General features: G+C 36.4%; 24 protein-coding genes and 1 pseudogene. 7 read left to right on the forward strand and 18 right to left on the reverse strand.

The window, feature by feature from the left end; all coding sequences use genetic code 11:
- Positions 1 to 23: 23 nt before the first annotated feature.
- Genes mltG through dapF form a run of 3 tightly spaced genes read right to left on the reverse strand, consistent with a single transcriptional unit; the run spans position 24 to position 2,364 of the window.
- A complete protein-coding gene (gene mltG, locus GSB9_01115) occupies positions 24 to 1,067 on the reverse strand; it encodes an endolytic transglycosylase MltG (protein ID UKM64565.1) in 1,044 nt (347 codons plus the stop codon).
- Positions 1,067 to 1,594, reverse strand: coding sequence for a GNAT family N-acetyltransferase (locus GSB9_01116; GenBank protein UKM64566.1), 528 nt, complete (start codon positions 1,592 to 1,594; stop codon positions 1,067 to 1,069). Before GSB9_01116 ends, mltG begins: the two co-directional genes overlap by 1 nt.
- Positions 1,591 to 2,364, reverse strand: coding sequence for a diaminopimelate epimerase (gene dapF, locus GSB9_01117; protein ID UKM64567.1), 774 nt, complete (start codon positions 2,362 to 2,364; stop codon positions 1,591 to 1,593). The genes GSB9_01116 and dapF overlap by 4 nt, the downstream gene beginning before the upstream one ends.
- Before the next feature lie 202 nt (positions 2,365 to 2,566).
- Between dapF and GSB9_01118 the strand changes: the two genes are divergently transcribed.
- The 4 genes and pseudogenes from GSB9_01118 to ygiD all read left to right on the forward strand — a co-directional run bounded on the left by GSB9_01118 (position 2,567) and on the right by ygiD (position 7,605).
- A complete protein-coding gene (locus GSB9_01118) occupies positions 2,567 to 3,973 on the forward strand; it encodes a trypsin-like peptidase domain-containing protein (GenBank protein UKM64568.1) in 1,407 nt (468 codons plus the stop codon).
- 201 nt (positions 3,974 to 4,174) lie between these two features.
- Positions 4,175 to 5,624, forward strand: a pseudogene (locus GSB9_01120) (glyceraldehyde-3-phosphate dehydrogenase).
- A 145-nt stretch (positions 5,625 to 5,769) separates the two neighbouring features.
- Positions 5,770 to 6,381: a tRNA (guanine-N1)-methyltransferase gene (locus tag GSB9_01121; GenBank protein ID UKM64571.1), complete on the forward strand. Its 612-nt coding sequence runs from the start codon at positions 5,770 to 5,772 to the stop codon at positions 6,379 to 6,381.
- A 399-nt stretch (positions 6,382 to 6,780) separates the two neighbouring features.
- A complete protein-coding gene (ygiD, locus tag GSB9_01123) occupies positions 6,781 to 7,605 on the forward strand; it encodes a 4,5-DOPA dioxygenase extradiol (GenBank protein ID UKM64573.1) in 825 nt (274 codons plus the stop codon).
- A 64-nt stretch (positions 7,606 to 7,669) separates the two neighbouring features.
- Here the strand turns inward: ygiD and GSB9_01124 are convergent, their stop codons facing one another.
- Entirely contained in the window at positions 7,670 to 8,359 is a 690-nt protein-coding gene (locus GSB9_01124) for a peptidoglycan DD-metalloendopeptidase family protein (protein ID UKM64574.1), read from the reverse strand.
- A 69-nt stretch (positions 8,360 to 8,428) separates the two neighbouring features.
- Here GSB9_01124 and GSB9_01125 point away from each other — a divergent pair, with 69 nt between their 5' ends.
- The gene (locus tag GSB9_01125) at positions 8,429 to 8,596 is read left to right on the forward strand and encodes a DUF3482 domain-containing protein (GenBank protein ID UKM64575.1); all 168 of its coding nucleotides are present in this window, start codon (positions 8,429 to 8,431) and stop codon (positions 8,594 to 8,596) included.
- A 10-nt stretch (positions 8,597 to 8,606) separates the two neighbouring features.
- On the opposite strand, the gene rimO is transcribed toward GSB9_01125, so the two are convergent.
- The 13 genes from rimO to recR all read right to left on the reverse strand — a co-directional run bounded on the left by rimO (position 8,607) and on the right by recR (position 18,668).
- On the reverse strand, positions 8,607 to 9,911 hold the full coding sequence (gene rimO / locus GSB9_01126) for a 30S ribosomal protein S12 methylthiotransferase RimO (protein UKM64576.1): 1,305 nt from the start codon (positions 9,909 to 9,911) through the stop codon (positions 8,607 to 8,609).
- Between the two features lie 82 nt (positions 9,912 to 9,993).
- Positions 9,994 to 10,422 (reverse strand): SRPBCC domain-containing protein, encoded by a 429-nt coding sequence (locus GSB9_01127; protein ID UKM64577.1) that lies wholly within the window; start codon positions 10,420 to 10,422, stop codon positions 9,994 to 9,996.
- A gap of 89 nt (positions 10,423 to 10,511) precedes the next feature.
- Positions 10,512 to 11,486 carry a signal recognition particle-docking protein FtsY gene (gene ftsY, locus GSB9_01128; GenBank protein ID UKM64578.1) on the reverse strand — a complete coding sequence of 325 codons (975 nt, stop codon included), beginning with the start codon at positions 11,484 to 11,486 and terminating at the stop codon, positions 10,512 to 10,514.
- 150 nt (positions 11,487 to 11,636) lie between these two features.
- Entirely contained in the window at positions 11,637 to 11,789 is a 153-nt protein-coding gene (locus GSB9_01129; protein UKM64579.1) for a DUF4295 domain-containing protein, read from the reverse strand.
- A gap of 38 nt (positions 11,790 to 11,827) precedes the next feature.
- Positions 11,828 to 12,010 carry a 50S ribosomal protein L33 gene (gene rpmG / locus GSB9_01130; GenBank protein UKM64580.1) on the reverse strand — a complete coding sequence of 61 codons (183 nt, stop codon included), beginning with the start codon at positions 12,008 to 12,010 and terminating at the stop codon, positions 11,828 to 11,830.
- A gap of 26 nt (positions 12,011 to 12,036) precedes the next feature.
- On the reverse strand, positions 12,037 to 12,273 hold the full coding sequence (rpmB, locus tag GSB9_01131; GenBank protein ID UKM64581.1) for a 50S ribosomal protein L28: 237 nt from the start codon (positions 12,271 to 12,273) through the stop codon (positions 12,037 to 12,039).
- Between the two features lie 82 nt (positions 12,274 to 12,355).
- Positions 12,356 to 13,606: a competence/damage-inducible protein A gene (locus GSB9_01132; protein ID UKM64582.1), complete on the reverse strand. Its 1,251-nt coding sequence runs from the start codon at positions 13,604 to 13,606 to the stop codon at positions 12,356 to 12,358.
- A 2-nt stretch (positions 13,607 to 13,608) separates the two neighbouring features.
- Positions 13,609 to 13,950 (reverse strand): Hpt domain-containing protein, encoded by a 342-nt coding sequence (locus GSB9_01133; GenBank protein ID UKM64583.1) that lies wholly within the window; start codon positions 13,948 to 13,950, stop codon positions 13,609 to 13,611.
- Positions 13,951 to 14,562 carry a fumarylacetoacetate hydrolase family protein gene (locus tag GSB9_01134; GenBank protein UKM64584.1) on the reverse strand — a complete coding sequence of 204 codons (612 nt, stop codon included), beginning with the start codon at positions 14,560 to 14,562 and terminating at the stop codon, positions 13,951 to 13,953.
- Positions 14,563 to 14,613: 51 nt separating this feature from the next.
- A complete protein-coding gene (locus GSB9_01135; protein ID UKM64585.1) occupies positions 14,614 to 15,390 on the reverse strand; it encodes a 3'-5' exonuclease in 777 nt (258 codons plus the stop codon).
- Between the two features lie 75 nt (positions 15,391 to 15,465).
- Positions 15,466 to 16,803 carry a 2-oxo acid dehydrogenase subunit E2 gene (locus GSB9_01136; protein ID UKM64586.2) on the reverse strand — a complete coding sequence of 446 codons (1,338 nt, stop codon included), beginning with the start codon at positions 16,801 to 16,803 and terminating at the stop codon, positions 15,466 to 15,468.
- A gap of 85 nt (positions 16,804 to 16,888) precedes the next feature.
- The gene (locus GSB9_01137) at positions 16,889 to 17,992 is read right to left on the reverse strand and encodes a glycosyltransferase (GenBank protein UKM64587.1); all 1,104 of its coding nucleotides are present in this window, start codon (positions 17,990 to 17,992) and stop codon (positions 16,889 to 16,891) included.
- Positions 17,993 to 18,050: 58 nt separating this feature from the next.
- The gene (recR, locus tag GSB9_01138) at positions 18,051 to 18,668 is read right to left on the reverse strand and encodes a recombination mediator RecR (GenBank protein UKM64588.1); all 618 of its coding nucleotides are present in this window, start codon (positions 18,666 to 18,668) and stop codon (positions 18,051 to 18,053) included.
- A 96-nt stretch (positions 18,669 to 18,764) separates the two neighbouring features.
- Here recR and GSB9_01139 point away from each other — a divergent pair, with 96 nt between their 5' ends.
- The gene (locus tag GSB9_01139) at positions 18,765 to 20,213 is read left to right on the forward strand and encodes a sodium:solute symporter (protein ID UKM64589.1); all 1,449 of its coding nucleotides are present in this window, start codon (positions 18,765 to 18,767) and stop codon (positions 20,211 to 20,213) included.
- On the opposite strand, the gene GSB9_01140 is transcribed toward GSB9_01139, so the two are convergent.
- Entirely contained in the window at positions 20,184 to 20,546 is a 363-nt protein-coding gene (locus GSB9_01140) for a CoA-binding protein (GenBank protein ID UKM64590.1), read from the reverse strand. The genes GSB9_01139 and GSB9_01140 overlap by 30 nt on opposite strands.
- A gap of 96 nt (positions 20,547 to 20,642) precedes the next feature.
- On the opposite strand from GSB9_01140, the gene GSB9_01141 reads away from it, so the two are divergent.
- A complete protein-coding gene (locus GSB9_01141; protein ID UKM64591.1) occupies positions 20,643 to 23,114 on the forward strand; it encodes a TonB-dependent receptor in 2,472 nt (823 codons plus the stop codon).
- Positions 23,115 to 23,350: the final 236 nt, after the last annotated feature.

Consider the following 23,350-nt stretch of genomic DNA (forward strand, 5'->3'; position numbering starts at 1 on the left):
ATTTTTAATTGCCGACGCCATCACTATTTATTAATACCTTGAGAAGACAAATAACGCTGGTATGCTCTGGCATTAGCATTATGCTGAGATAAGGTTTTTGCAAATTTGTGATATCCCAATCGGCTTGCGTCTGCCGCAAAATATAAATAATTATGTTTTTCGTAATTGAGCACCGCATCTATTGCAGAAATATCGGGCATGGCTATTAAGCCCGGGGGCAACCCTCTATTTTTATAGGTGTTGTACGGGGAATCGATTTCTTTGTGAACGTTCAAAACACGTTTGATAACCGTATTTCTATATTGAGGTAATTGATAGGCAGCAAACTTTAACGTTGGATCTGCCTGAAGTGGCATTCCTATCCTTAAACGGTTTAAATAAACACCAGCAATCCTGGGCTGTTCACTGGTCTGTTTAGACTCTTCGTGAACAATAGATGCTAAAGCAATCACTTGAGTTGGAGTCAAACCAATGGCTTCTGCTTTTTTTATTCGGTTTTCATTCCAAAATCTATGATACTCCTTTAGCATTCGCTTTCTAAATGCTTCAGCCGAGGTATTCCAGAAAAACTCATAACTGTTTGGCAAATACATCCCCAAAGCTGTTGCTTCGTTAAAATTATTTTCCTCCAAAAAGTTAGAATTCTTCATGGCTGATAGTAACGACAAACTATCAGCTTCAATCTGTGCCGCTATTCTTCCTGCTAATTTTTTAAGGGTTTCTTGATTGTTGAATGACACTTTTATGGGTAAATTATTGCTCCTAATGGAATTAATAATGTCGTTATTGCTCATTCCTTTCTTAATTTGAAAACGACCAGCCTTTATGTTAGATGTGTATTTTTTTCGTTCGGCCAATGCATCAAAAGCATCCATATCATCCAATAAAGGCTCCAACTGATTTCTAACCTCACTATAGGAAGCATTTGTTGGGACAAAAATATAGGCCACCTCATTATTAAAGGCCGTATTAGGCTTCAACATAGCCTTATAAACAAAATGGGAAAAAAAAGCAGCTGCTACCAACCCCAAAACCGCAATAGCGATAAGTATTTTTCTTATGTACATTAAATCTTTTTTATGAGCTGAAATAAATATTCATTTTTAAAAACACCGTTAACAACATTCCAATCCTTTTTTAAACCAACTTCCTTAAACCCTTGATTTGTAAAAAGCCTTTTGCTAGCTTCGTTTTCTTCTGAAATATTACAATATAATTGGTGTAAACCTAAATGGACAAAGCTGTAATCTACCACAAGTTTTAGCGCCTCCTTACCTACTCCTTTAGACCTATTGCTGGGGGATTTAACCAAAATACCTATACCTGCTCTTTTATTTTTGAAATCGAAATCGAACAGGTCAATCAACCCAAGAGTTTCGTTATTATAGTTTGAAATGACCAAGCGTAACTGCTTAACGTCATAAATATCTCTATGGGCATGCTCTAAATACTGCTTTATTAAAAATTTAGAATAAGGTGTTTGCGTATTACTTATTTCCCAAACGGTTTCGTCGTTTTCAATCTCGTGAACAAACTCGAGATCTTCAGGCTCCAGTGCACGCAAAAATATATTTTGTCCTTTCAGGGTAGTCATATGGTTCCTTTAAAGACAAAATTAGCGGGCCCTATAAGCCATACATCTTTATAACCCCCGTTTTCTACATTAAATCGAACCTGTAGCTCACCACCTTCAACCTGAAGTTTAACTAAACTTTTTTCGGTTTCACCAGTGTAATGCATAGCAATCGCCACAGCGGTAACTCCCGTTCCACAAGAAAGGGTTTCATCTTCTACACCACGCTCGTAGGTTCTTACCCTAAAGGCTTCATCAGATATCTTCTTAACAAAATTAACGTTAGTGCCTTCTTGGTTGTATGGTGCACCATATCTAATTTTAGCACCAGTACTTTTAATATCAAAATTTTCAATATCGGTCTCAAACTGAACATGGTGCGGAGAACCAGTGTTTAAAAACACATGGTTATGTAATTTTTCAACGGTATCGACATCTTGCATTTGCAGTTTAACTATATCGCCATCGATTGAGGCGTGGTGTAAACCGTCAATAGCTTCAAACGTACATTGGCTTTTAATAACGCCCAGCTGTTTAGCAAACGCCACTAAACACCGACCACCATTTCCACACATGGTACTTTCATTCCCATCCGCATTATAATACACCATTTTAAAATCCAATTCATCGTGGTTTTCCAATAAAATAAGTCCGTCTGCTCCTATGCCAAAACGTCTATCGCAAAGCAATTTAACACGTTTGGTATCATTTTTGTCGAATTTTAGTTGACGATTATCAATCATCACAAAATCGTTTCCCGTTCCTTGATATTTATAAAAAGTCTGTTGCATAATAAAGCACAAAGATATAAATATTATAGCGTTTAATTGATTGTTAAATGCACGTTAAACGCGACGTTAAAAATCGTTAAAACGAAATAGTAAATTCAATAAATATTTAATTTTAATCGTTAAATGTTTATTCATTTAACACAAAAAGTAAAAATTAGTTAGAGATACGGTCTCAAAAAAATTAAAAGGTAAAATTTAAATTATGAAGAAGATTTTAGCATTAGTATTAGTTTCTGCCCTTGGCGGCATTTTTACTTTAGGCGCTTACAAACTCTTTTTAGAAGAAAAGCAGCCCATTTTAGTTTCCAGTCAAACCGAAAACCCGATGTTGTTACCAACAAGTAACATGGGCAATATCAACAATATTTTAGAAGCACCCGATTTTTCGCATGCTGCCGAAAATACGGTTAATGCCGTGGTACACGTTAAAAATGTTACCCTAAGCTCTGGACAACTGACCCTACAAGATTTATTTGCAGGAAGGCAACCCCAACAACGCGCACAAATGGGTACAGGATCGGGCGTAATTATTAATGCAGATGGTTATATTATTACCAATAACCATGTTATAAAAAATGCTCACGAACTATCGGTAACCCTCAACAATAATAAAACATACACTGCCGAATTAATTGGAGCTGATGCAAAAACTGATATCGCCCTTTTAAAAATTGAGGCCGACGAGGATTTGCCCTATGTTATTTTTGCAGACTCCGACAATGCAAAGATTGGCGAATGGGTGCTCGCCGTTGGTAATCCGTTTAATTTAACATCCACGGTAACGGCTGGTATTATTAGCGCTAAATCTAGAGACCTCTCTGGAACCAGCGCTCAATCATTTATACAAACCGATGCAGCAGTAAACCCAGGAAATTCTGGAGGCGCGCTGGTAAATACTAATGGTGAATTGGTGGGTATTAACACAGCTATAACCTCACAAACGGGGTCGTACATTGGCTATTCGTTTGCCGTACCCAGTAATATTGCAAGAAAAGTTGTTGAAGATATTATGGAATACGGCAATGTTCAAAATGGTATTTTGGGCATTCAAGGTGGTGCCCTTAACAGTGCTTTTGCTGAAAAACTAGGTGTGGAAGATACCGAAGGGGTTTACATTGACAGTGTGGTTGAAGATTCAGGTGCCGATAAAGCCGGGCTGAAAAAAGGCGATATCATTAAAGAAATAGACGACATAAAGGTGTCTAAATTTTCAGATTTAACAGGCCACTTAAGTGCTAAGCGCCCAAACGACGTTGTAAAACTGAAATTATCGAGAGACGGTCAAATAAAAACCGTTCCCGTAACACTAGCTAAGCGTCAAACCTATACCATGCCATTAGTAGGATTAATAAAAGACGCCAAATCTGCAGACTTGAAAAAGTTTAAGGCGCCCCACGGTGTTAAAATTTTAGAACTGAATGAACGCTACGAAGACTATTGGCGAAGAAACGGTGTAAACGAAGGCTGCATCATTACAGCAATAAACGACGAACAAGTTAATTCGATTGATGATGTACAAAGAATTCTAAGAAAAAACTCGTTTGGTGAAGCGGTTAGAATTGAGCTTATAAATTCTAACGGAGAAAAAGAACGCTATAATTTTAGATAAACCCCACATTACAAAACACTTACAGCCCTTCAAAAATTGAATTTTGAAGGGCTTTTTTTTGTATTTACTCGGTAAAATAAGGATGGATTTTTGGGTTATCGCCTCATCCCAACAGGTCAACGATTTTTTTGTGAATACCTTACGAAAATGTTTGGAATATGCTATTTTTATAGAACCTCCAACATACTAAAACATTAAACTATGGTTTTGAACAAAACTTATGAAAAGGAATTGGCCTTTCAGGCCGACCGTAGAAAAGCTACCGTAGAGTTTATCAAAATAGTAAGTGACCTATGGTATGACAAATCCATTGAGTTGGTGCTTTTTAGAAATCAATTGATAGACCGAAATGTAAGCCAGATTTTAAATCTTCATGAATATGCTGGCAAATTTGTACAAAAGCCCATTTCTATTTTTGATTCGGTTGAAATTGCACAAGCTATTCAATCGTTAAACATCCCACCTGCAAAATTAGATATCGGAAAACTTACTTACGAGTTTCATTTAGAAGAAAACAGTCAAGTTAATGCTACACGCTTTGTTGTTTCAAAACTTAAAGATACTAATAAAAATGGCCATATTGAACCCAAAGATGTTGTTCTTTACGGTTTCGGGCGTATTGGCCGTTTTGGTGGCTCGCGAACTTATGGTTAGAATGGGAAAAGGTAGCCAATTGCGGTTACGGGCCATTGTAACACGTGGCGAGCTCAATGAAGATATCTTAGAAAAGCGCGCTGCGCTACTTAGAAACGATTCGGTTCATGGTGAATTTTCAGGTATGGTTTCTGTTGATTTAAAAAAGAAAGCCCTCATTGTAAACGGCACAACGGTTTATGTTATTTCGGCAAATGCGCCAAATGAAATTGATTACACAAAATACAACATTAACAACGCTTTGGTTATTGATAATACCGGTGCGTACAGAGACAAACCAAGTTTAAGCCTACACCTAAAGGCCAAAGGCATCGATAAAGTTATACTGACCGCCCCGGGCAAAGGAGTTCCTAATATAGTTTACGGTGTAAACCAGAAAGATTATCACCCCGATAAATTGAATATTTTTTCAGCGGCATCGTGCACCACCAATGCCATCACCCCAGTTTTAAAAGCCGTTGAAGACTCTTTTGGCATAAAAAGTGGCCATCTTGAAACCATCCACGCTTATACCAACGACCAAAATTTAGTTGATAATTTTCATAAAAAATACCGTCGTGGAAGGGCTGCAGCGCTTAACATGGTTATCACCGAAACCGGTGCTGGCAAAGCCGTTGCAAAAGCATTGCCCAGTTTGGAAGGTAAACTAACCTCAAGCGCCATTCGTGTTCCCGTGCCCAATGGCTCTTTGGCTATTTTAAATTTAGAATTAAAAAATAAAACCTCATTAGAAGGCATAAATACCATATTAAAAAAATATGCTTTAGAAGGCGATTTAGTTGAACAAATAAAGTATGAACTGAGCGACGAGCTAGTATCTACAGATATTGTTGGTTGTTCGGCCCCTTCAATTTACGACAGTAAAGCTACCATTGTACGTAAAGATGGCAAAAACATAATTCTTTACATTTGGTACGATAACGAGTACGGCTATAGCCACCAAGTTATTAGACTGGCAAAATATATAGCCAAAGTTAGGCGTTATACATATTATTAATACAAAACATCTAAAACAAACGTCGTTTCGTATATAAAAAAGCCTCATTTAATGAGGCTTTTTGAATAATTTATAATCGTTTAATAAACAATATTTTATAAATTCGCAAACTCTATTTACAATCATTAAAATTCAAACCAAAAAAATGAATTCTATCAAATCGTTATTTTTTATAGTATTTACATGCTTCATTTCATCGTATTCTTTTTCTCAAGAAGAAGAAATATCTTTAAACGATGGTACTATTGATAATCAGTTTGAATATATTCTTAGAAAATCAGGTAATTTTAAAGGCACCAATGGACAACCCTACGAAGCTGTAAAACTAAGCATGTTTCTTACCTTAAGAAGCCATACCAATGATACGCTCAAAACTCTTAAAAAAACTTTAGCTGAAAGGCAGGCTACATTAACAAACCAAGCCAAGGAAATAACAGAACTTAAAACCAACCTCATCAATACTCAACAAAACCTCGACAAAACCAATGCTGAAAAAAACAGTATGGCCCTGTTTGGAATACAAATGAGCAAAGGTGGTTATAATGCTCTCATGTGGTCTATTATAGCGGGGTTATTGGCGCTACTTATTTTATTTATTTATAAGTTCAAGAACAGTAATGCGGTTACACGTGAAGCAAAAAAATCATTAGCTGAAATTGAAGAAGAATTTGACGAACACCGCCGTATTGCACTAGAGCGTGAGCAAAAAGTACGCAGACAACTTCAAGACGAAATTAACAAGCAAAAGAAGATTTAGTACCGCAAAACTGTCAATTTTTCATTTAGACGGCTTTTATTTTCTTTGGAACATATTTTGTTTCCGATATAGATATCGATTTATAGTTTAATTTTTAAATAATTTTAGATTATGGAAAGAGCACCTATTAAAGTCCAATGTATTGGGAGAGAAAATGGTTATTACTTAATCAAATTTCCAAATTTAAAAGTTCCCGTTAAAGTAAACTACAACCTTTACTCCAAAATGAAACACAGTAGCGATTATGTATTTTTAAAAACGCAACAAAATCGATTTAAAGCGAACTCGGCGTAAGCCAAAATTGATTTTTTAATTAAGGCTGAATTCTTAACAAAAGGAATTCAGCCCTTTTATTTTTAAATTTACAGCAAACCTCAAGCCTAATAAACCCCAAAAAGTATGGCATTAACTCATTTAAATAAAATAACACAGCCGTTTAAAAGTACAGATAAAATGCCTGTTTTATTTTTAGGGCACGGGTCTCCTATGAATGCTATTGAAGAAAACGAATTTGTTAAGTCTTTTAAACAGTTAGGGCAAACCTTGCAGCAACCTAAGGCCATACTCTGCATTTCTGCACACTGGGAAACCAGAGGCACCTTTGTTACGGCCATGGATTACCCAAGAACCATTCACGATTTTAGAGGTTTCCCACAAGCCTTGTTCAATATTGAATATCCCGCACCCGGAAGCCCTGAGCTAGCAAAAGAAACTCAAAATATTGTAACATCCACCCATGTTGGCCTAGATGAGAAATGGGGATTAGACCATGGCGCCTGGAGCGTTATTAAACACCTTTATCCCAACGCTAACATTCCAGTAATTCAAATGAGTATTGATTATACAAAACCAGCAAAATACCATTACGAATTGGCAAAAGAATTAAACAGTTTGCGGAAAAAAGGCGTTTTAATTGTTGGCAGTGGAAATATAGTACACAACCTAGGCATGGTGTCTTGGAACAAGTTAAACGATACTTTTGCCTATGATTGGGCCACTGAGGCCAACGAAAAAATGAAACAATTTATTCTAGATGATAACCACGAAGCCCTTATCAATTTTACATCACAGGGTAAAGCGTTCAATTTGGCTGTACCAACACCAGAACATTATTTGCCTCTTATTTACACATTAGCATTAAAAGAACAGAACGATTCTATAAACATATTTAACGATAAACCTGTTGGCGGCTCTATAACTATGACATCGATTAAAGTAGGGTGATATTATATTACTACTTGTGAATCAGTTGGTTATTTGTTATTAGCAACTTTAATCTTTGGAAAATTTAAATCTTCAACAATAAATTAGGATCTGGACAATTTGCCTTATAAAACGCTAAATTGTTTTTACTACAAACCCCAGGGTAATCGCCTTCATATCCTTGCAAGTCTTTTATAATTTGAAAATGTAAATGTGGCGGGTAATCGCCATTAATTTCTGAATCTCCTAAAACACCTATCTTTTCTCCTTTTTTAAAGATATATCCTGGTTTTATATTTTCAATCGAAACTAAACTTAAGTGGCCATAAAGCGTAAAAAATTCAACACCATCAATCTGGTGCTTTAAAATAATAGTTGGCCCATAATCGCCATGGTTAGTATTGTTTTTAAAACTGTGTACTTCTCCTTCTAATACTGCCAAAACTTTAGTCTCTGCTAAACACCACAAATCGATTCCTAAATGAATGTTACGCTTTGATCCTTCATCCTGTTGATTAAAATGAGTACTGCGCTTATAAATAGTTCTTTCCTCTAAATAACCACCATAAGCCACTTTGGAATTATGCTTTAAAATATGACAATTAACATATTCGGCTAATTTTACAGATGAAGACACATCAATTTTCTTTAGTGCTTCATTAGTTTCCGATAAATCTATAGGAATGTATTCCGCTATCTGGATTGAAGTATCTAAAATGCATAAACCACCATCAGTAATATCTCTTAAAACACCTATAAATTTTTTATTGGACATATTTTCAACTAAAACTGTAACAAAATGATAACTTCACATACTAATTAAGTACTATGAACAAATAAATTTATGAAAAGTAAAAACAACATCGGTTTAGGAATGGCTTTTGGTGTTGCCATAGGTGCGGCTATTGGAGCTTCAACCGATAATTTAGGGTTATGGATTGCACTAGGAATAGCTATTGGCGCTGCTATAGGTTTTAGCTTAAACCAAAAAGAAAAATCTAAAGATGAATAATCTAAAAGTGTTACTGAATCACTGTACCGTAAAGGTCGAAATCTTCAGCTTCAACAACTTTTATTTTAGTGAATTCACCTGTTTTCAAATAGGCGGTGCTGGCATCAATCAAGACTTCATTATCGACATCGGGTGAATCAAACTCGGTACGACCAACAAAGTAGTTACCTTCCTTTCTATCGATTACTACTTTGAATTCTTGCCCTATTTTTTGTTGGTTTAGTTCCCATGAAATTTGTGACTGAACCTCCATAATTTGGTTGGCACGATCAATTTTAACATCTTCAGGAACATCATCTTCCAAGTTAAAAGCATGTGTATTTTCCTCATGGCTATAAGTAAAACAGCCTAAACGTTCAAAACGCATATCTTGCACCCATTGTTTTAATTCCTGAAAGTTTTCTTCGGTTTCACCGGGATAACCAACAATAAGCGTCGTCCTGATAGCCATATCCGGAACAGCAGCTCTGAAATCCTTAAGCAATTTTGTGGTTTTTTCTTTGGTAGTGCCACGGCGCATACTTTTCAAAATATCATCTGAAATATGCTGTAACGGGATATCAATATAATTGCAGACTTTTGGTTCGCGGTTCATAACCTCCAACACATCCATTGGGAATCCTGTTGGGAATGCATAATGCAAACGAATCCATTCTACACCTTCAACTTTTACCAAAGCCTCCAAAAGTTCAGCAAGATTTCTTTTTTTGTATAAATCCAATCCGTAATACGTTAAATCTTGTGCAATAAGAATCAGTTCTTTTACGCCATTGGCAGCTAGCTTTTCGGCTTCTATAACAATATCTTCAATAGGTGTGCTGCGGTGTTTACCTCTCATAATGGGAATAGCACAGAAACTACATGGCCTATCGCAGCCCTCTGCTATTTTTAAATAGGCATAGTTTTTTGGAGTGGTGGTTAAACGCTCGCCTATAAGTTCGTGTTTGTAATCAGCACCCAAAACTTTTAACAAAGCAGGCAACTCCGTTGTTCCAAAATATTCATCTACATTAGGTATTTCCTTTTGTAAATCGGGTTTGTAGCGCTCACTTAAACACCCCGTAACAAAAACCTTGTCTACATCGCCCTCTTCCTTTTTTTGCAAGTATTCCAAAATAGTATTAACGCTTTCTTCTTTGGCGTTATTGATAAATCCACAGGTATTAATAACAACAACATTACCCTCCTGTTCGTGCACTACATCTTTACCACTAGCCTTTAATTGCCCCATGAGCACCTCGCTGTCGTAAACGTTTTTACTACACCCCAGGGTTACTACATTAATTTTGTTTTTCTTTAAGGATTTTGTGCGCATAAGTTTTTCTGAATGAGGGCGCAAAGATACGGAATGCTAATGGATTTTTTGTACTGGAATCCTATAGTAAAAATTACCATTATTAACTTCTGGACTCAAAAGGCACAATAATACCTTTCTCAAGATAATCTTTAAGTCCGTTTAAAAGCAACGCCCAACAAAAAGACGAGTGCTTAAAATGGTTATTCTTTTCAGGCCAGTTAATATGGCTAAAGTTAACCATTGTTCCATTTTTAGATGCTTCAAAATCGAAACCAAACGTAGTTGGATTCCAATCGGCATCAGCTTTGGTCATTTTAAAATGAATTGATTCGGGCTCCTTTATTTTCACAACTTTACAAAACCAATTGTACTTATCGGTAAAATTAAGGTTATACTCAGCGTTCAATTCTGGAGTTCCAGAAGATTTTAAACTCCACCAATTATCGAGATGTTCTGGTTGCGAAACTGCATCAAAAACTTCTTTTGGAGAGGCTTGTATCTGAAAACTGTGATAGATATTGTGTCCCATTTTTGCTCATTTTAAAAAAGTTAAATAAAAATAAGAAAAAATGAAAGGATTATATCTATTCAAAAAATGTTCCAGATTAAAGAGAAAATTTACTTAAAAAACGAGTCTACAAACTCGTACTTATTGAATACCTGCAAATCTTCAATACCTTCACCAACCCCTATATACTTCACAGGAATTTGAAACTGGTCTGAAATACCAATTACTACTCCGCCTTTTGCTGTACCATCAAGTTTTGTCACAGCCAACGAGGTTACCTCCGTTGCTGCCGTAAACTGCTTGGCTTGTTCGAAGGCATTTTGTCCTGTAGATCCGTCTAAAACCAATAACACATCGTGTGGCGCATCACCAACCACTTTTTGCATGACTCGCTTCACTTTGGTCAATTCGTTCATTAAATTGACTTTATTATGTAATCGGCCTGCGGTATCTATTATTACGACATCAGCATCTTGAGTAACTCCAGATTGCAAAGCATCAAAAGCCACCGAGGCTGGATCACTCCCCATCTTTTGTTTTACCATAGGTACATCAACTCTATCGGCCCAAATTTGAAGCTGGTCTATTGCAGCAGCCCTAAAGGTATCCGCCGCTCCTAATACCACATTTAAGCCTTTCTTTTTAAACTGGTAAGCTAATTTACCAATCGTTGTGGTTTTACCTACGCCGTTTACACCTACAACCATAAGTACATAAGGCGTTTTTTTGCCGTTTTCTAGTTTAGACAAATCTGGTATAGCAAATTCGGTTTCTTCTCCAGAATTTGTTTCACTCAACAAAGCCGCTATTTCTTCACGAAGAATTTGGTTCAATTCGTCCGTCCCCACATATTTATCCTTAGCAACACGTTCTTCAATACGCTCAATAACTTTTAATGTAGTATTAACGCCAACATCGCTGGTTACCAAAACTTCCTCTAGATTATCTAAAACCTCATCGTCTACTTTAGATTTTCCGGCAACAGCCTTGCTCAACTTACCAAAAAAACTGGTTTTGGATTTTTCTAACCCTTTGTCTAAGGTTTCTTTTTTCTCTGAGGAAAATATTTTTTTAAAAAAACTCATTTTACTTCTGGTTGATTATTTTATTTTAACTGTCAATTTTCTTACCATTCATTTGCTTTCTGAAAATCTGTCAGTTAGGCCTTCAAATATAAAATAAAAAAAGCCGCTTTCTAAATGAAAGCAGCTTATAATATATTATTGAAGCAAAATTTATTTTTTGCTTAAAAAGTCGTTTACTTGTTCTGGACTCATAATAGATTCAACAAACATGTAGGCCCCTGTTTTTGGTGACTTTACCATTTTTATTGCTTTTGTTAATCTTTTAGATCCTGTTTGTAATGATGCTACTGATTTCTTTGCCATGACCTATGGAATATTTTGTGGGTTTATAAAACCTCTTATTATTTAATTTCTTTATGAACTGTCATACGGTTAAGAATAGGATTAAATTTTTTAATCTCCATTCTATCTGGCGTATTCTTTTTGTTTTTGGTAGTAATGTACCTAGAAGTTCCTGGTTTTCCAGACTCTTTGTGCTCTGTACACTCTAATATTACTTGTACTCTGTTGCCTTTCTTTGCCATGTCTTTATACTATTTAAATACAGCTATTATTTTAAAAATCCTTTTGATTTTGCTTCTTTAATTGCTGCAGAAATACCTATTTTGTTAATAGTTTTTAAAGCAGAAGTAGAAACTTTTAAAGTTATCCATTTATCTTCCTCTGGAATGTAAAAACGTTTCTTCACTAAGTTCGCGTTAAATCTGCGTTTAGTTCTGTTTAATGCATGAGATACGTTGTTTCCAACCATAGCCTTCTTTCCTGTAAGTTCACAAACTCTTGACATTCTATATAACTTTAAATTCGTTGTTGCTTAAAATCGAGGTGCAAATATACAAATTCTTTATATTATGCCAACCTAATTTTTATCAATTTTTAAAAATTTCTTTTAAAAGCATTTCCAAAGCTTTATTTACTGCTTTATTTATGACTTTTAAACGCAAATTTCCAAAGTTAAATTTTTGGGAGGAAACCCTGTTTTTTGTAGCAACAGCGATAAATACCGTACCAACATCGGCATCAGAATCGCCTTTTGTGGGCCCTGCGTTACCTGTTGTGGCGATAGCATAATCTGATTGAAAAAGTTGCAAAGCATTTTGCGCCATAGACTCAGCAACCTGAGAACTCACCACCGAAAAGTCGTCAATCAAGGCTTTGGGAACTTGAAGTACATTAATTTTTGATTGCGTCGCATAAGTAACCACCCCGCCTTTAAAAAATGCAGAAGCCCCTGAATTTACCGTAAACCGTTCTGCAACAGCGCCACCCGTACAACTTTCGGCTATAGCCAAGGTTTTTTGCATTCTAGTGAGCTGTTTGGCTATAACCACCTCCACAGAGCCTTCGTCATCTTCAAAACCAGCAAACTCGTTTTTTATGTACGGAATTACCTTATCAATCTGTTCGCTTACTTCCTTTTTCAGTTCAGCTTCATTAAACCCTTTTGTAGATAAGCGCAAGCGCATTTGTCCCAAATTGGGCAAGTAGGCCAATTTAATATGCTTTGGCAAAGTATTTTCCCATGGTTCTATACGTTCGGCCAATGCACTTTCGCCCAAGCCATAAACCATAAGTGTTTTATGCAATATATACGGACAATGGTATTTATCTTTTAACCGCGGAATGACCTCTTTTTCAATTAGCGCTTCCATTTCATAAGGTACTCCCGGAAGCGAAACAAAAACTTTTTCGCCCTTTTCCATCCACATACCCGGTGCGGTGCCTAGCCTATTCATTAAGGGCTTCGATTTTGAAGGAATTAAGGCTTGGTCTCTATTTACTTGAAGTAATTTGGTTCTAACATGTTGTTGCCAAATGGTCTCAATATTCTGAAGTACAGCTTCACTTTTTACGAGGGTATCATCAAAATATTCGGCTATTGTTTTTTTGGTAATATCATCCTTGGTAGGCCCCAGTCCGCCGGTAAGTATAATGATATCCACTCTATTTTCAGCTTCGTTTAAAGCTTTTAAGATGTGCGCTTTGTCGTCTTGAATAGATGTAATTTGGTGCACAGCAACACCTATTTTATTAAGCTGTTTTGCAATATATGCAGAATTAGTGTCAATAACCTGACCTATAAGAAGTTCGTCGCCGATGGTAATGATTTCGGCCAGCATAGTTACAATTTAAAGTCAGACTTAATTTCAGCGGAAGCTTTTTCAACTGCCGTTAGTACAATTTCCAACTCGTTGGAAATGTCGGTATCACGCTTTTCAAACTTACCCCAATCTTGCACCTCTATTAGAGTATCAAGCACACCAAGTTCAAACAAATCGATTGTTGGCTTCATTTTATGGGCCGCTTGATAGGCATTATAATAATCTTCTTCGGCAACCGCTTTTTTCAAACGCTCGGCATCAACAGGTACTTCTTCCAAAAAAGTTTCAGCTAAAGTTTTAATGAACTCTTCATCGTTATCAGCCAATTCTCTTACTCTATGTAGTTTGTAGTTTAATTCCATTTACTTCACTGTTATTGAAAACATTTCCTTGTTTTCTATAAATCCATTTAACTTATCGTTAGCCTCAACTTTGCCCACACCTGCCGGTGTGCCTGTAAATATAATATCTCCTATCTTTAAAGTGAAATATTTAGAGACATATTCTATTAATTCATCAATTTTCCAAAGCATGTGGCTCGTATTTCCATTTTGTACAATTTTATCGTTCTTTTTTAGTGAAAACGATAACTTGTTTAAATCACCCAATTCACTTTTTGCCACCCATTTACCGACTACAGCTGCTCCATCAAAGGACTTTGCTTTTTCCCATGGCAAACCCTTTTCTTTTAACTGGCGTTGTAAGTCACGGGCTGTAAAATCAATGCCCAAGCCTATTTCGTTGTAATATTTATGGGCAAATTTTTTATCGATGTACTTCCCTACTCTATTGATTTTTACCAAAACCTCAACCTCAAAATGTACTTCGTTTGAGAAATCTGGAATGAAAAACGGTTGCTTCTTCAGTAAAATAGCCGTGTCTGGCTTTAAAAACACTACGGGTTCAGCCGTTTTTTCGTTTTCTAGTTCTTTTATGTGTTCGGTATAATTTCTACCTATACAAATTAGTTTCATATTCTATATTCTCAAAAAAATCGCTTAGGCACAAAGCCTTATTGAATTTCATTACCCCAACTTATTATTGAAACTTCTCAATTTAATGGCCGTTAAAACCTTTTTGGTATATAGGGGGAAGTCTGCATTCAAAAGCCAGCCAAAGTACCCAGGTTCTTTTTCCAATACTTCGGTCACTAGTTTTCCTTTGTGTTTTCCAAACGAAAAGCACTCTTCTCCCTTTTTGTTATACGAAATGAAACCTGCAAAATCGGCAAACTTTTTTCGGGAACTGAACTCCGCCAAAAATTTGGTGTTATTTTCAAGGGCATCGTATTTTTCAACCTGTGCTTTAAGTACTTCAAACGTGGCATTGGTATCGGCCTCGGCACTATGGGCATCGTCTAAATTTTTATCGCAATAAAATTTGTAGGCGGCACTTAACGTACGCTGTTCCATTTTATGAAATATAGTTTGCACATCGATGGCCAATCGGTTTTTCATATCAAAGTCGATATCGGCACGAAGCATTTCTTCTGCCAACAACGGGATATCAAAACGATTGGAGTTAAAGCCCCCCAAATCGGAATCCTTTATCATATTATAAACCTCTTTAGCCAATTCTTTAAACGTTGGTTCGTTGGCTACTTTTTCATCGTCTATACCATGGATTGCAGTGACTTCTTTGGGAATAGGCATTTCTGGGTTAACCAACCATGTTTTACTTTCTTGTGTTCCGTTTGGAAAAACTTTAAGAACTGAAATTTCTACTATACGATCTTTAGTAATATTGACACCAGTTGTTTCCAAATCGAAAAAACAGATGGGTTTTGTGAGGTTTAAATTCATTTTAAGATGTTCTATTTTATAAGAATAAAAAATCCAACCCGTTGTGGCTGGATTTTTTTGACCAATAAAGTCGTTTTAAATTTCTCTATTACTATCCCAAGCCTCTAAATAATCTTTTACGGCCTTAACAAACAGACCGCCAAGCGCTCCGTTTACTACGCGGTGATCGTAAGAATGCGACAAAAACATTTTGTAACGAATACCTATAAAATCACCTTCGGAAGTCTCTATTACAGCAGGCACTTTTCTTATGGCACCCAAAGCCAATATGCCCACTTGCGGCTGATTGATAATGGGCGTACCCATGATGCTTCCAAAAGACCCCACATTGGTAACGGTGTATGTACCGTCCTGTATTTCATCGGGTTTTAATTGGTTAAGTCGAGCGCGATTTGCTAAATCGTTAACTTGTCTGGTCATACCGACTAAGTTTAACTGATCGGCCTTTTTAATTACGGGAACAATTAAATTTCCATCTGGCAAAGCCGCCGCCATACCGAGATTTATGTTTTTCTTTTTAATTACTGTATCGCCTTGAACAGAGATATTCATGAGCGGATAATCGCGTAAGGCTTTTGCAACGGATTCCATAAAAATGGGAGTAAAAGTTAGGTTTTCGCCTTCACGCTTAAAGAATGCGTCTTTTACCTTTTTGCGCCAATTCCATATTTTAGTAACATCGGCTTCAATAAAACTCTGGACGTGCGCTGATGTATGCACCGAATCAACCATGTGCTGAGCAACCAATTTACCCATACGCGTCATTTCAATAATTTCATCTTCCCCACTAGCTACAACTGATTTAGCCTCTTGCTTGGGTTTATGGGCAACGGTTTTCTTTGTGATTGGCTGTTGAACAGAAGTTGCTTTTTCTGCTGGAGCTTGCCGAATTTGGTTTCCTTCTTTGTTTTCAATGTAGGCTAAAATATCGTTTTTGGTAACGCGACCATCTTTACCCGATCCCTTGATGCCATCCAGTTCATGCTGCGAAATGCCTTCTTGCCTGGCTATATTTTTTACTAAAGGTGAATAAAAGCGATCTCCACTAGAAATTACGGGAGCGACCGTTTCTTTGGCTTTAGTAATAGTTTGGGCTAGCTGTTTTGCAACCGCTTCCTCTTCTACTTCTTGTATTTCTTCATTATCATCAGATGCATTTGAATCGTCTTCGCCTTCGGTTTCAATGATGGCCAAAACCTCACCAACCTGCACAACGTCATCTACATTAAAAAATCGTTCAACTAAAACACCATCAACCTCACTAGGGACTTCGCTATCAACCTTATCGGTTGCTATTTCCAAAATGGGATCGTCCATCTCTATGGTGTCACCTACTTCTTTTAGCCATGATGTGATGGTTGCCTCTGCAACACTTTCACCCATTTTCGGTAATTTTAGTTCAAATTTTGCCATATCTACAACGTAATAGCCGTTTTATTTAATTTATTTTTCAAAATTACTAAAAAACTATGTTTCTTTTAAATTATCATCAATAAAACTAATTCAAAATAATAACTTCTCCTCGAACATATCCATCATCACTACCTACAATAAAGTTTGAGTTATTTGGTAATATTTTATAGGTAAGTGCTTTATTTTTCAAAAAGCTACTTTCCATAGCACCTATAATTTCTTTATAGGTTAGATAGCTAGCATCAAAAATAACCTCGCTACCCTTTTTTAAATCACTTTGTAAGGGTTTTAAGCTAACCGGTTTGGGTAAGTTCTTTTTTATCCGACTGTCCATTTCATTGGAAACAAAGACATACTCCTGCACATTTTTTTCTTTCTCTTTCCTAATTTTCCTAAAAATGTAAGCCATTTTAATGCCAAGCCACACAAACATATCGAAGAAAATATTTCTTTTAAAATGCTTGGTGTAAAAAATTTGCATGGCCCCAAAAAACCGTTTAGCGTACCGTTTGTCCTTTAAGGTGCTTTCCCCTTTAAAATGGATGGCCGCTAAATCGCCAACGTAATAATTTTTATAGCCCGATTTTAATACCCTGTACGACAAATCGATATCTTCGCCATACATAAAGTAATCTTCATCAAAACCTCCTATTTCATTATAAACATCGCGTTTCAAAAACATAAAAGCCCCTACCAAAATATCAACCTCTCCTATTTCGTTTGGAGCTAAATGGTTAGCATAATAATCTGTTGGGGTTCCAAAAATTTTTTTGAGGGCTACCTTTACATAAGGAATGTTACGCTTGCTTTCTGGTAAAAACAAGCCAATTCCGTTAATAAGTTTACAGCCCACAATACCAAGTTTGGCTTGGAGTTTTGAAAAATCCAATAGTCGTTCAAACGTATCTTCAGCCACCACAGTATCTGGATTTAAGATACACAAATACTCGCCTTTTGCTTGGGCAACACCTAAATTATTCCCTTTTGAAAAACCTAAATTTTCATTGTTTTCAATGAGCTTTACTTTTGGAAAAAAAGCCTTTACCATTTGGCAGCTATCGTCTTTGGAATTGTTATCAACAACAATAATCTCTGCTTCAATATTTGAAATAGCAGCCGTAACACTTCGTAAGCATAGCTCGAGAAAGTGACGCACATTGTAGTTTAAAATAACAACTGAGAGTTTCAAAAAGAGGGTTTTAGTTAAATTTAGCTTTTTTATTTATGAAATTGGCATTTTATCACATCTATGATTTTAATGATGCTTCAAAAGGCACGCGGTTTACTATACTTCTTCCTAGGGTTATTTCGTCGGCATATTCTAACTCGTCGCCCACCGAAATCCCTCGGGCAATGGTTGACGTAAACACATCAAAATCTTGAATTTGTTTATATATGTAAAAATTAGTGGTATCGCCTTCCATAGTAGAACTAAGCGCAAAGATGAGTTCCTTAACATGTCCTGATTTAACCTTATTCACCAAAGGGACAATATTTAAATCGTGCGGACCAACACCATCCATAGGCGAAATTTTTCCTCCCAAAACATGGTAAATACCCTTAAACGAACTCGTATTTTCAATAGCCATAACATCTCGAATGTCTTCAACCACACAAATAATTTCTTCATTACGATTGGGGTTTGCGCAAATTTCACACAACTCTACATCGCTAATATTATAGCACGACTTACAAAACTTAATATCTTGCCTCATGGTCTGTAAAGCTTTGGCCAAAGCCGTGGTTTGCTCCTTGGGTTGCCGTAGCATATGCAATACCAAACGCAAAGCCGTACGCTTGCCTATACCTGGCAATTGCGACATTTCGTTGACGGCACGTTCTAAAAGTTTTGAAGAAAATTCCATGATCGCGAAATTAACACTTTTTGATGCAAATTCAATAAATAAATGACTTTGAGGGCTTAACTTATTTTGTATTTTGGCTGATTAAAACGAAATCTTATGTCGGCCACTCAAATCCTCTTGCTCATTGTCTGTTACTTTGCAGTACTTATTTTGATTTCCTATTTTACTGGTAAAGAAGATAGTAACGACGCTTTTTTTAAGGCCAACAAATCAGCACCATGGTATTTAGTGGCGTTCGGGATGATTGGTGCATCGCTATCTGGCGTGACATTTATTTCTGTACCTGGCGCTGTTGAAACCAAACAGTTTGGCTATTTACAAGTGGTATTTGGGTATTTGTTTGGGTATCTGGTTATTGCCTATGTGCTTTTGCCCATTTATTACAAACTGAATTTAACATCAATTTACACGTACTTAAAAGACCGCTTTGGTAACGTAAGCTATAAAACCGGTTCGGTTGCTTTTTTAATATCCCGTGTTGTTGGAGCCGCATTTCGGTTATTTTTAGTTGCTAAGGTCTTGCAACTTTTAATATTCGACCAATATGGCATTCCGTTTACGGTTACCGTAATTATAACGATACTTTTAATTTGGTTGTACACTTTTAAAGGCGGTATAAAAACCATTATTTTTACCGATACCCTTCAAACACTTTTTATGCTAATTTCGGTAGTAATTACGATTGTATTTCTTGCCAATGCATTGGATTTGAATAGCATTTCAGACATCTACCAAAATGTAAAACAAGATAGCATGAGCAAAGTTTTTTTCTTTGACGATGTAAACGATGCCCAATATTTTGTAAAAAGCTTTTTTGCGGGTATGTTTATTACCATTACCATGACAGGCTTGGATCAAGATATGATGCAAAAAAACCTAACTTGCAAAAACCTAAAGGAAGCACAAAAAAATATGGTTTCGTTTAGTGTGGTATTAATTTTTGTTAATATTCTGTTTTTAGTTTTGGGACTGTTATTAACACAGTATGCCAATCAAAATGGCATAACCGCCAAAAAAGACGATTTGTTTCCTACTATAGCCATGTTACCCGAAATTGGTATTTTGACCTCTGCATTTTTCTTACTGGGACTTATTGCAGCTGCCTACTCGAGTGCCGATTCGGCTTTAACGTCCTTAACTACGTCGTTTTGTATCGATATTATTGAACTGGATAAGAAACCCAAAGAGATTCGGAAAAAAATAAGAAAACGAACACACGTTTTTATCAGTGCTTTGTTGGTTATTGTTATCATCCTTTTTGATGCGATTTTTAAAGACGTATCGGTTATTTGGGAATTGTTTAAAGCTGCCGGTTACACCTATGGGCCATTGCTGGGATTATTTGCTTTTGGAATTTTCACAAAACAGCAACTCAAAGATAAATTCGTTTGGATTATTGCCATAGTGGCACCAATACTATCGTATTTAATAAATGAATATTCGGTCGATTTACTTAACGGCTACCAAATAGGTTTCGAAATACTGATTATCAACGGCCTACTAACCTTTTTGGGATTAATATTGATTCGTAGAAAGCAGCACTAAGGTACAAGCAACTTCAAAAGGAATGTGGTTTTCCTTTAAAATTTCATAAAACTCAGGGTTTTCGGTTCCCGGATTGAAAATTACCCGCTCAGGTTTTAAAGAAACAATGTAATCGTAATATTCTGCTTGCCGTTTTGGATTTAGATACAGCGTTACAGTATGGACGTTTGTATATTTTACTAATTCTGTATCAATTTCTATTCCTGACACCTCACCTTTTTTCTGTCCAATAGCCACAACATCAACTTGGTTGGCCACCAAACACTGTATGGCAAAATGGGAATATCTGTTAGGTTTTAATGAGGCGCCAAGCACCAATGTCTTCTTATTCATATTTTAAAATGCTGTTAATAACCAGTAAGTTTAGTAACAAGTGTAGCTATTTCGCGTCTAGAAACTACAACATCAATCAAAAAACTTATCAATCAAATGAAAAATGCAATTCTATTGTGCCTTGTTTTATTAACTACTCCACTACTTGCGCACAACACAACCACCGACCCTGAAATAGCCAAAACGGGCGCTGTTTCAGGAACCGTATTAGACGCCATTTTAAAGCAACCCTTACCTTATGTAAACATAATAATAAAAAATGCCTCTGGAAAAACAATTACCGGAGGAATTACCTCGGAAGACGGTACGTTTTTAATAGAAAAAATTGAAGAAGGCAATCTTGTGGTCAGCATTCAATACATAGGCTATAAAACCATCGACAAAAACATAACCATTGGTAAGGCCAACTATAAAGTAGACTTAGGACAAATTTTTCTTGAAGAAGCAGCCGAAACCCTAGATGAAGTTACCGTTATAGCCGAAACCTCAACCATTCAACAAAAGGTAGACCGAAAAGTTATTACCATAGGAAAAGATTTGGCAGCCACAGGAAGTGCCTCAGAACTCATGATAGGCATTCCATCTGTTAGTGTTGATGCCCAAACAGGCAATATCAGCCTTCGCGGCAACCAAAATGTTAGGGTTATGGTAGATGGCAAACTTTCCAATATTCCCACGGCACAATTGCTAAAACAAATACCGTCAACGGCCATTAAATCTATCGAATTGATTACCAATCCTTCGGCTAAGTACAACCCGGAAGGCATGAGTGGCATCATAAACATAATATTGCACAAAAACACCTTGCAGGGTTTTAATGGTGATTTTAGTGTAGGCTTAACCCATGAAGTTGAAGCTAAATTCAATAGCGCTTTAAATATGAATTACAGAAATGGAAAATTCAACTTTTATGGCAGTTACAGCAATAACATTGCAAAAAACAGGAACCGTGGCTTAGTAAAACGACCAGAAAACAACTCACAACAAACGTTTAGATTTTTAGACAAAAGAAACTCGCACCTTTTTAAAGTTGGCGTTGATTTTTATTTAGACGAAAAAAACACTTTCTCGGTTTTTACCACCCAAAACCCTTCAACAAACAGCAACAAAGGTGAAAATGAAGCCACTTTTTTTAACGATGCTTCATTTAACCAAAGTCAGCTATTTTTATCAGAAAGCGACAATACATCATCGCAATATAATTTTGATTACAAACACGATTTCTCCAAAGACGGCCACAACATTGAACTGGAAGTAGACTACAACAACTTTGACGATAACAGACCGGCAGATTTTATTTTTCTTTTGGGGTCTAATGAAGACTACAAAGATTTTAACTACACAAAACGAAAAAGTACCACAGCTAACTTAGATTATATAAATCCACTTTCGGAAACCTCAAAATTAGAATTAGGCTTACAGGCACGGTTGTTTAATTCCGACAATACTTACGCCTCAACAGGAGAATCTTTTAATAACGAAGGCGTTTTACGTCCAACACCAAGCACTAATTTTGACTACACCCGAAATATTTACTCAGTATACGCTACGTTTAGCAAAGAAATAGGAAAATGGTCGTACCAAATTGGAGCGCGTGCCGAAAGCGTAAATGAAGATGCTATTGCACTATCTTCTGAAGCCGAAAGTACCGAAACCTTTAAAAACGACTATATTGAAGTTTATCCTTCTGCATTCATTACCTACGCACCCTCCGAAAAAAATTCGTATCAGATAAGTTACAGTCGACGTGTAGACCGCCCTGGCATTGGTCAAGTTAACCCCATAAAAGAATGGAGCACGCCTTTGGTGTCTTCTTATGGAAACATTAATCTGAGGCCGCAGTTTACCAATTCCATAGAAACTAATTATACGCGTACGCTAAATAACAGAAAAGGCACCGTAACTGCAGGTATTTTTTACCGAAGAATTAGTGATGATATCAATAGAGCTTTATTTATCGACCGTACCGATGTAAATTCTGGACGTGTTATTTTAACCCACGATAATTTTGATGATGTTTCGGCTTACGGTTTTGAGCTTTCGTCAAATTACAGACCGGCCAAATGGTGGAATATCAACTCCAGTTTCGATTTATACTCTCAAGTAAACAAGGGTATTGCTGAAAAACTAACCGCTCCTATCGAAACCGCTACCGTAGACGATATAGAAACACAAGTAGACGAAGTTGATAACGTGGCCTGGAATTTTAGAATGTACAACAACTTTAGTTTGAGCAAAAGCATTGCATTAACCGCTTTTGGGTTTTACAGAGGAAAAAACAAAGGTATCCAGATAGATAGGAAACCTATGTACTTTGTAAACTTAGGTGCTCGCATTGGGTTTGACAAAGGCAGAGGCACCTTTAGTTTTAATTACAACGATATTTTTGACACTATGGAATTTGCTTTTGACGGCAGCAAGCCTTTTAGGCAAGTTGGCGCTTTCAATTGGGAAAGCAACACATGGAACATAGGACTTTCCTATAGATTTGGCGGTGGTAAGTTTAGAGCTAAATCGCGTAAAAAGCGAGATGACAATGTGGAGTCTGGTAGTGGCGGATTCATATAAAATGTTTTTATTTAAAAAAAACCAGACTTTACACAATAAAAACCAGACACTTACGTTCTAAACGGGTACAATCTGCCCAAAAAAACGAATAATAATTATTTAGAGTTAGTCATCTACACATTTTAAATTCGTAAAGATTAGTATACAAAAGCTCAAAACTTCTGTTTTGGGCTTTTTAGTTTTGTTAAAAAACGTTAAATATCAGCATGTTATGCAATAATTTTGGCTTTTTTACG

It is taken from the genome of Flavobacteriaceae bacterium GSB9, from assembly GCA_022749295.1.
GTDB lineage: Bacteria > Bacteroidota > Bacteroidia > Flavobacteriales > Flavobacteriaceae > Flavisericum.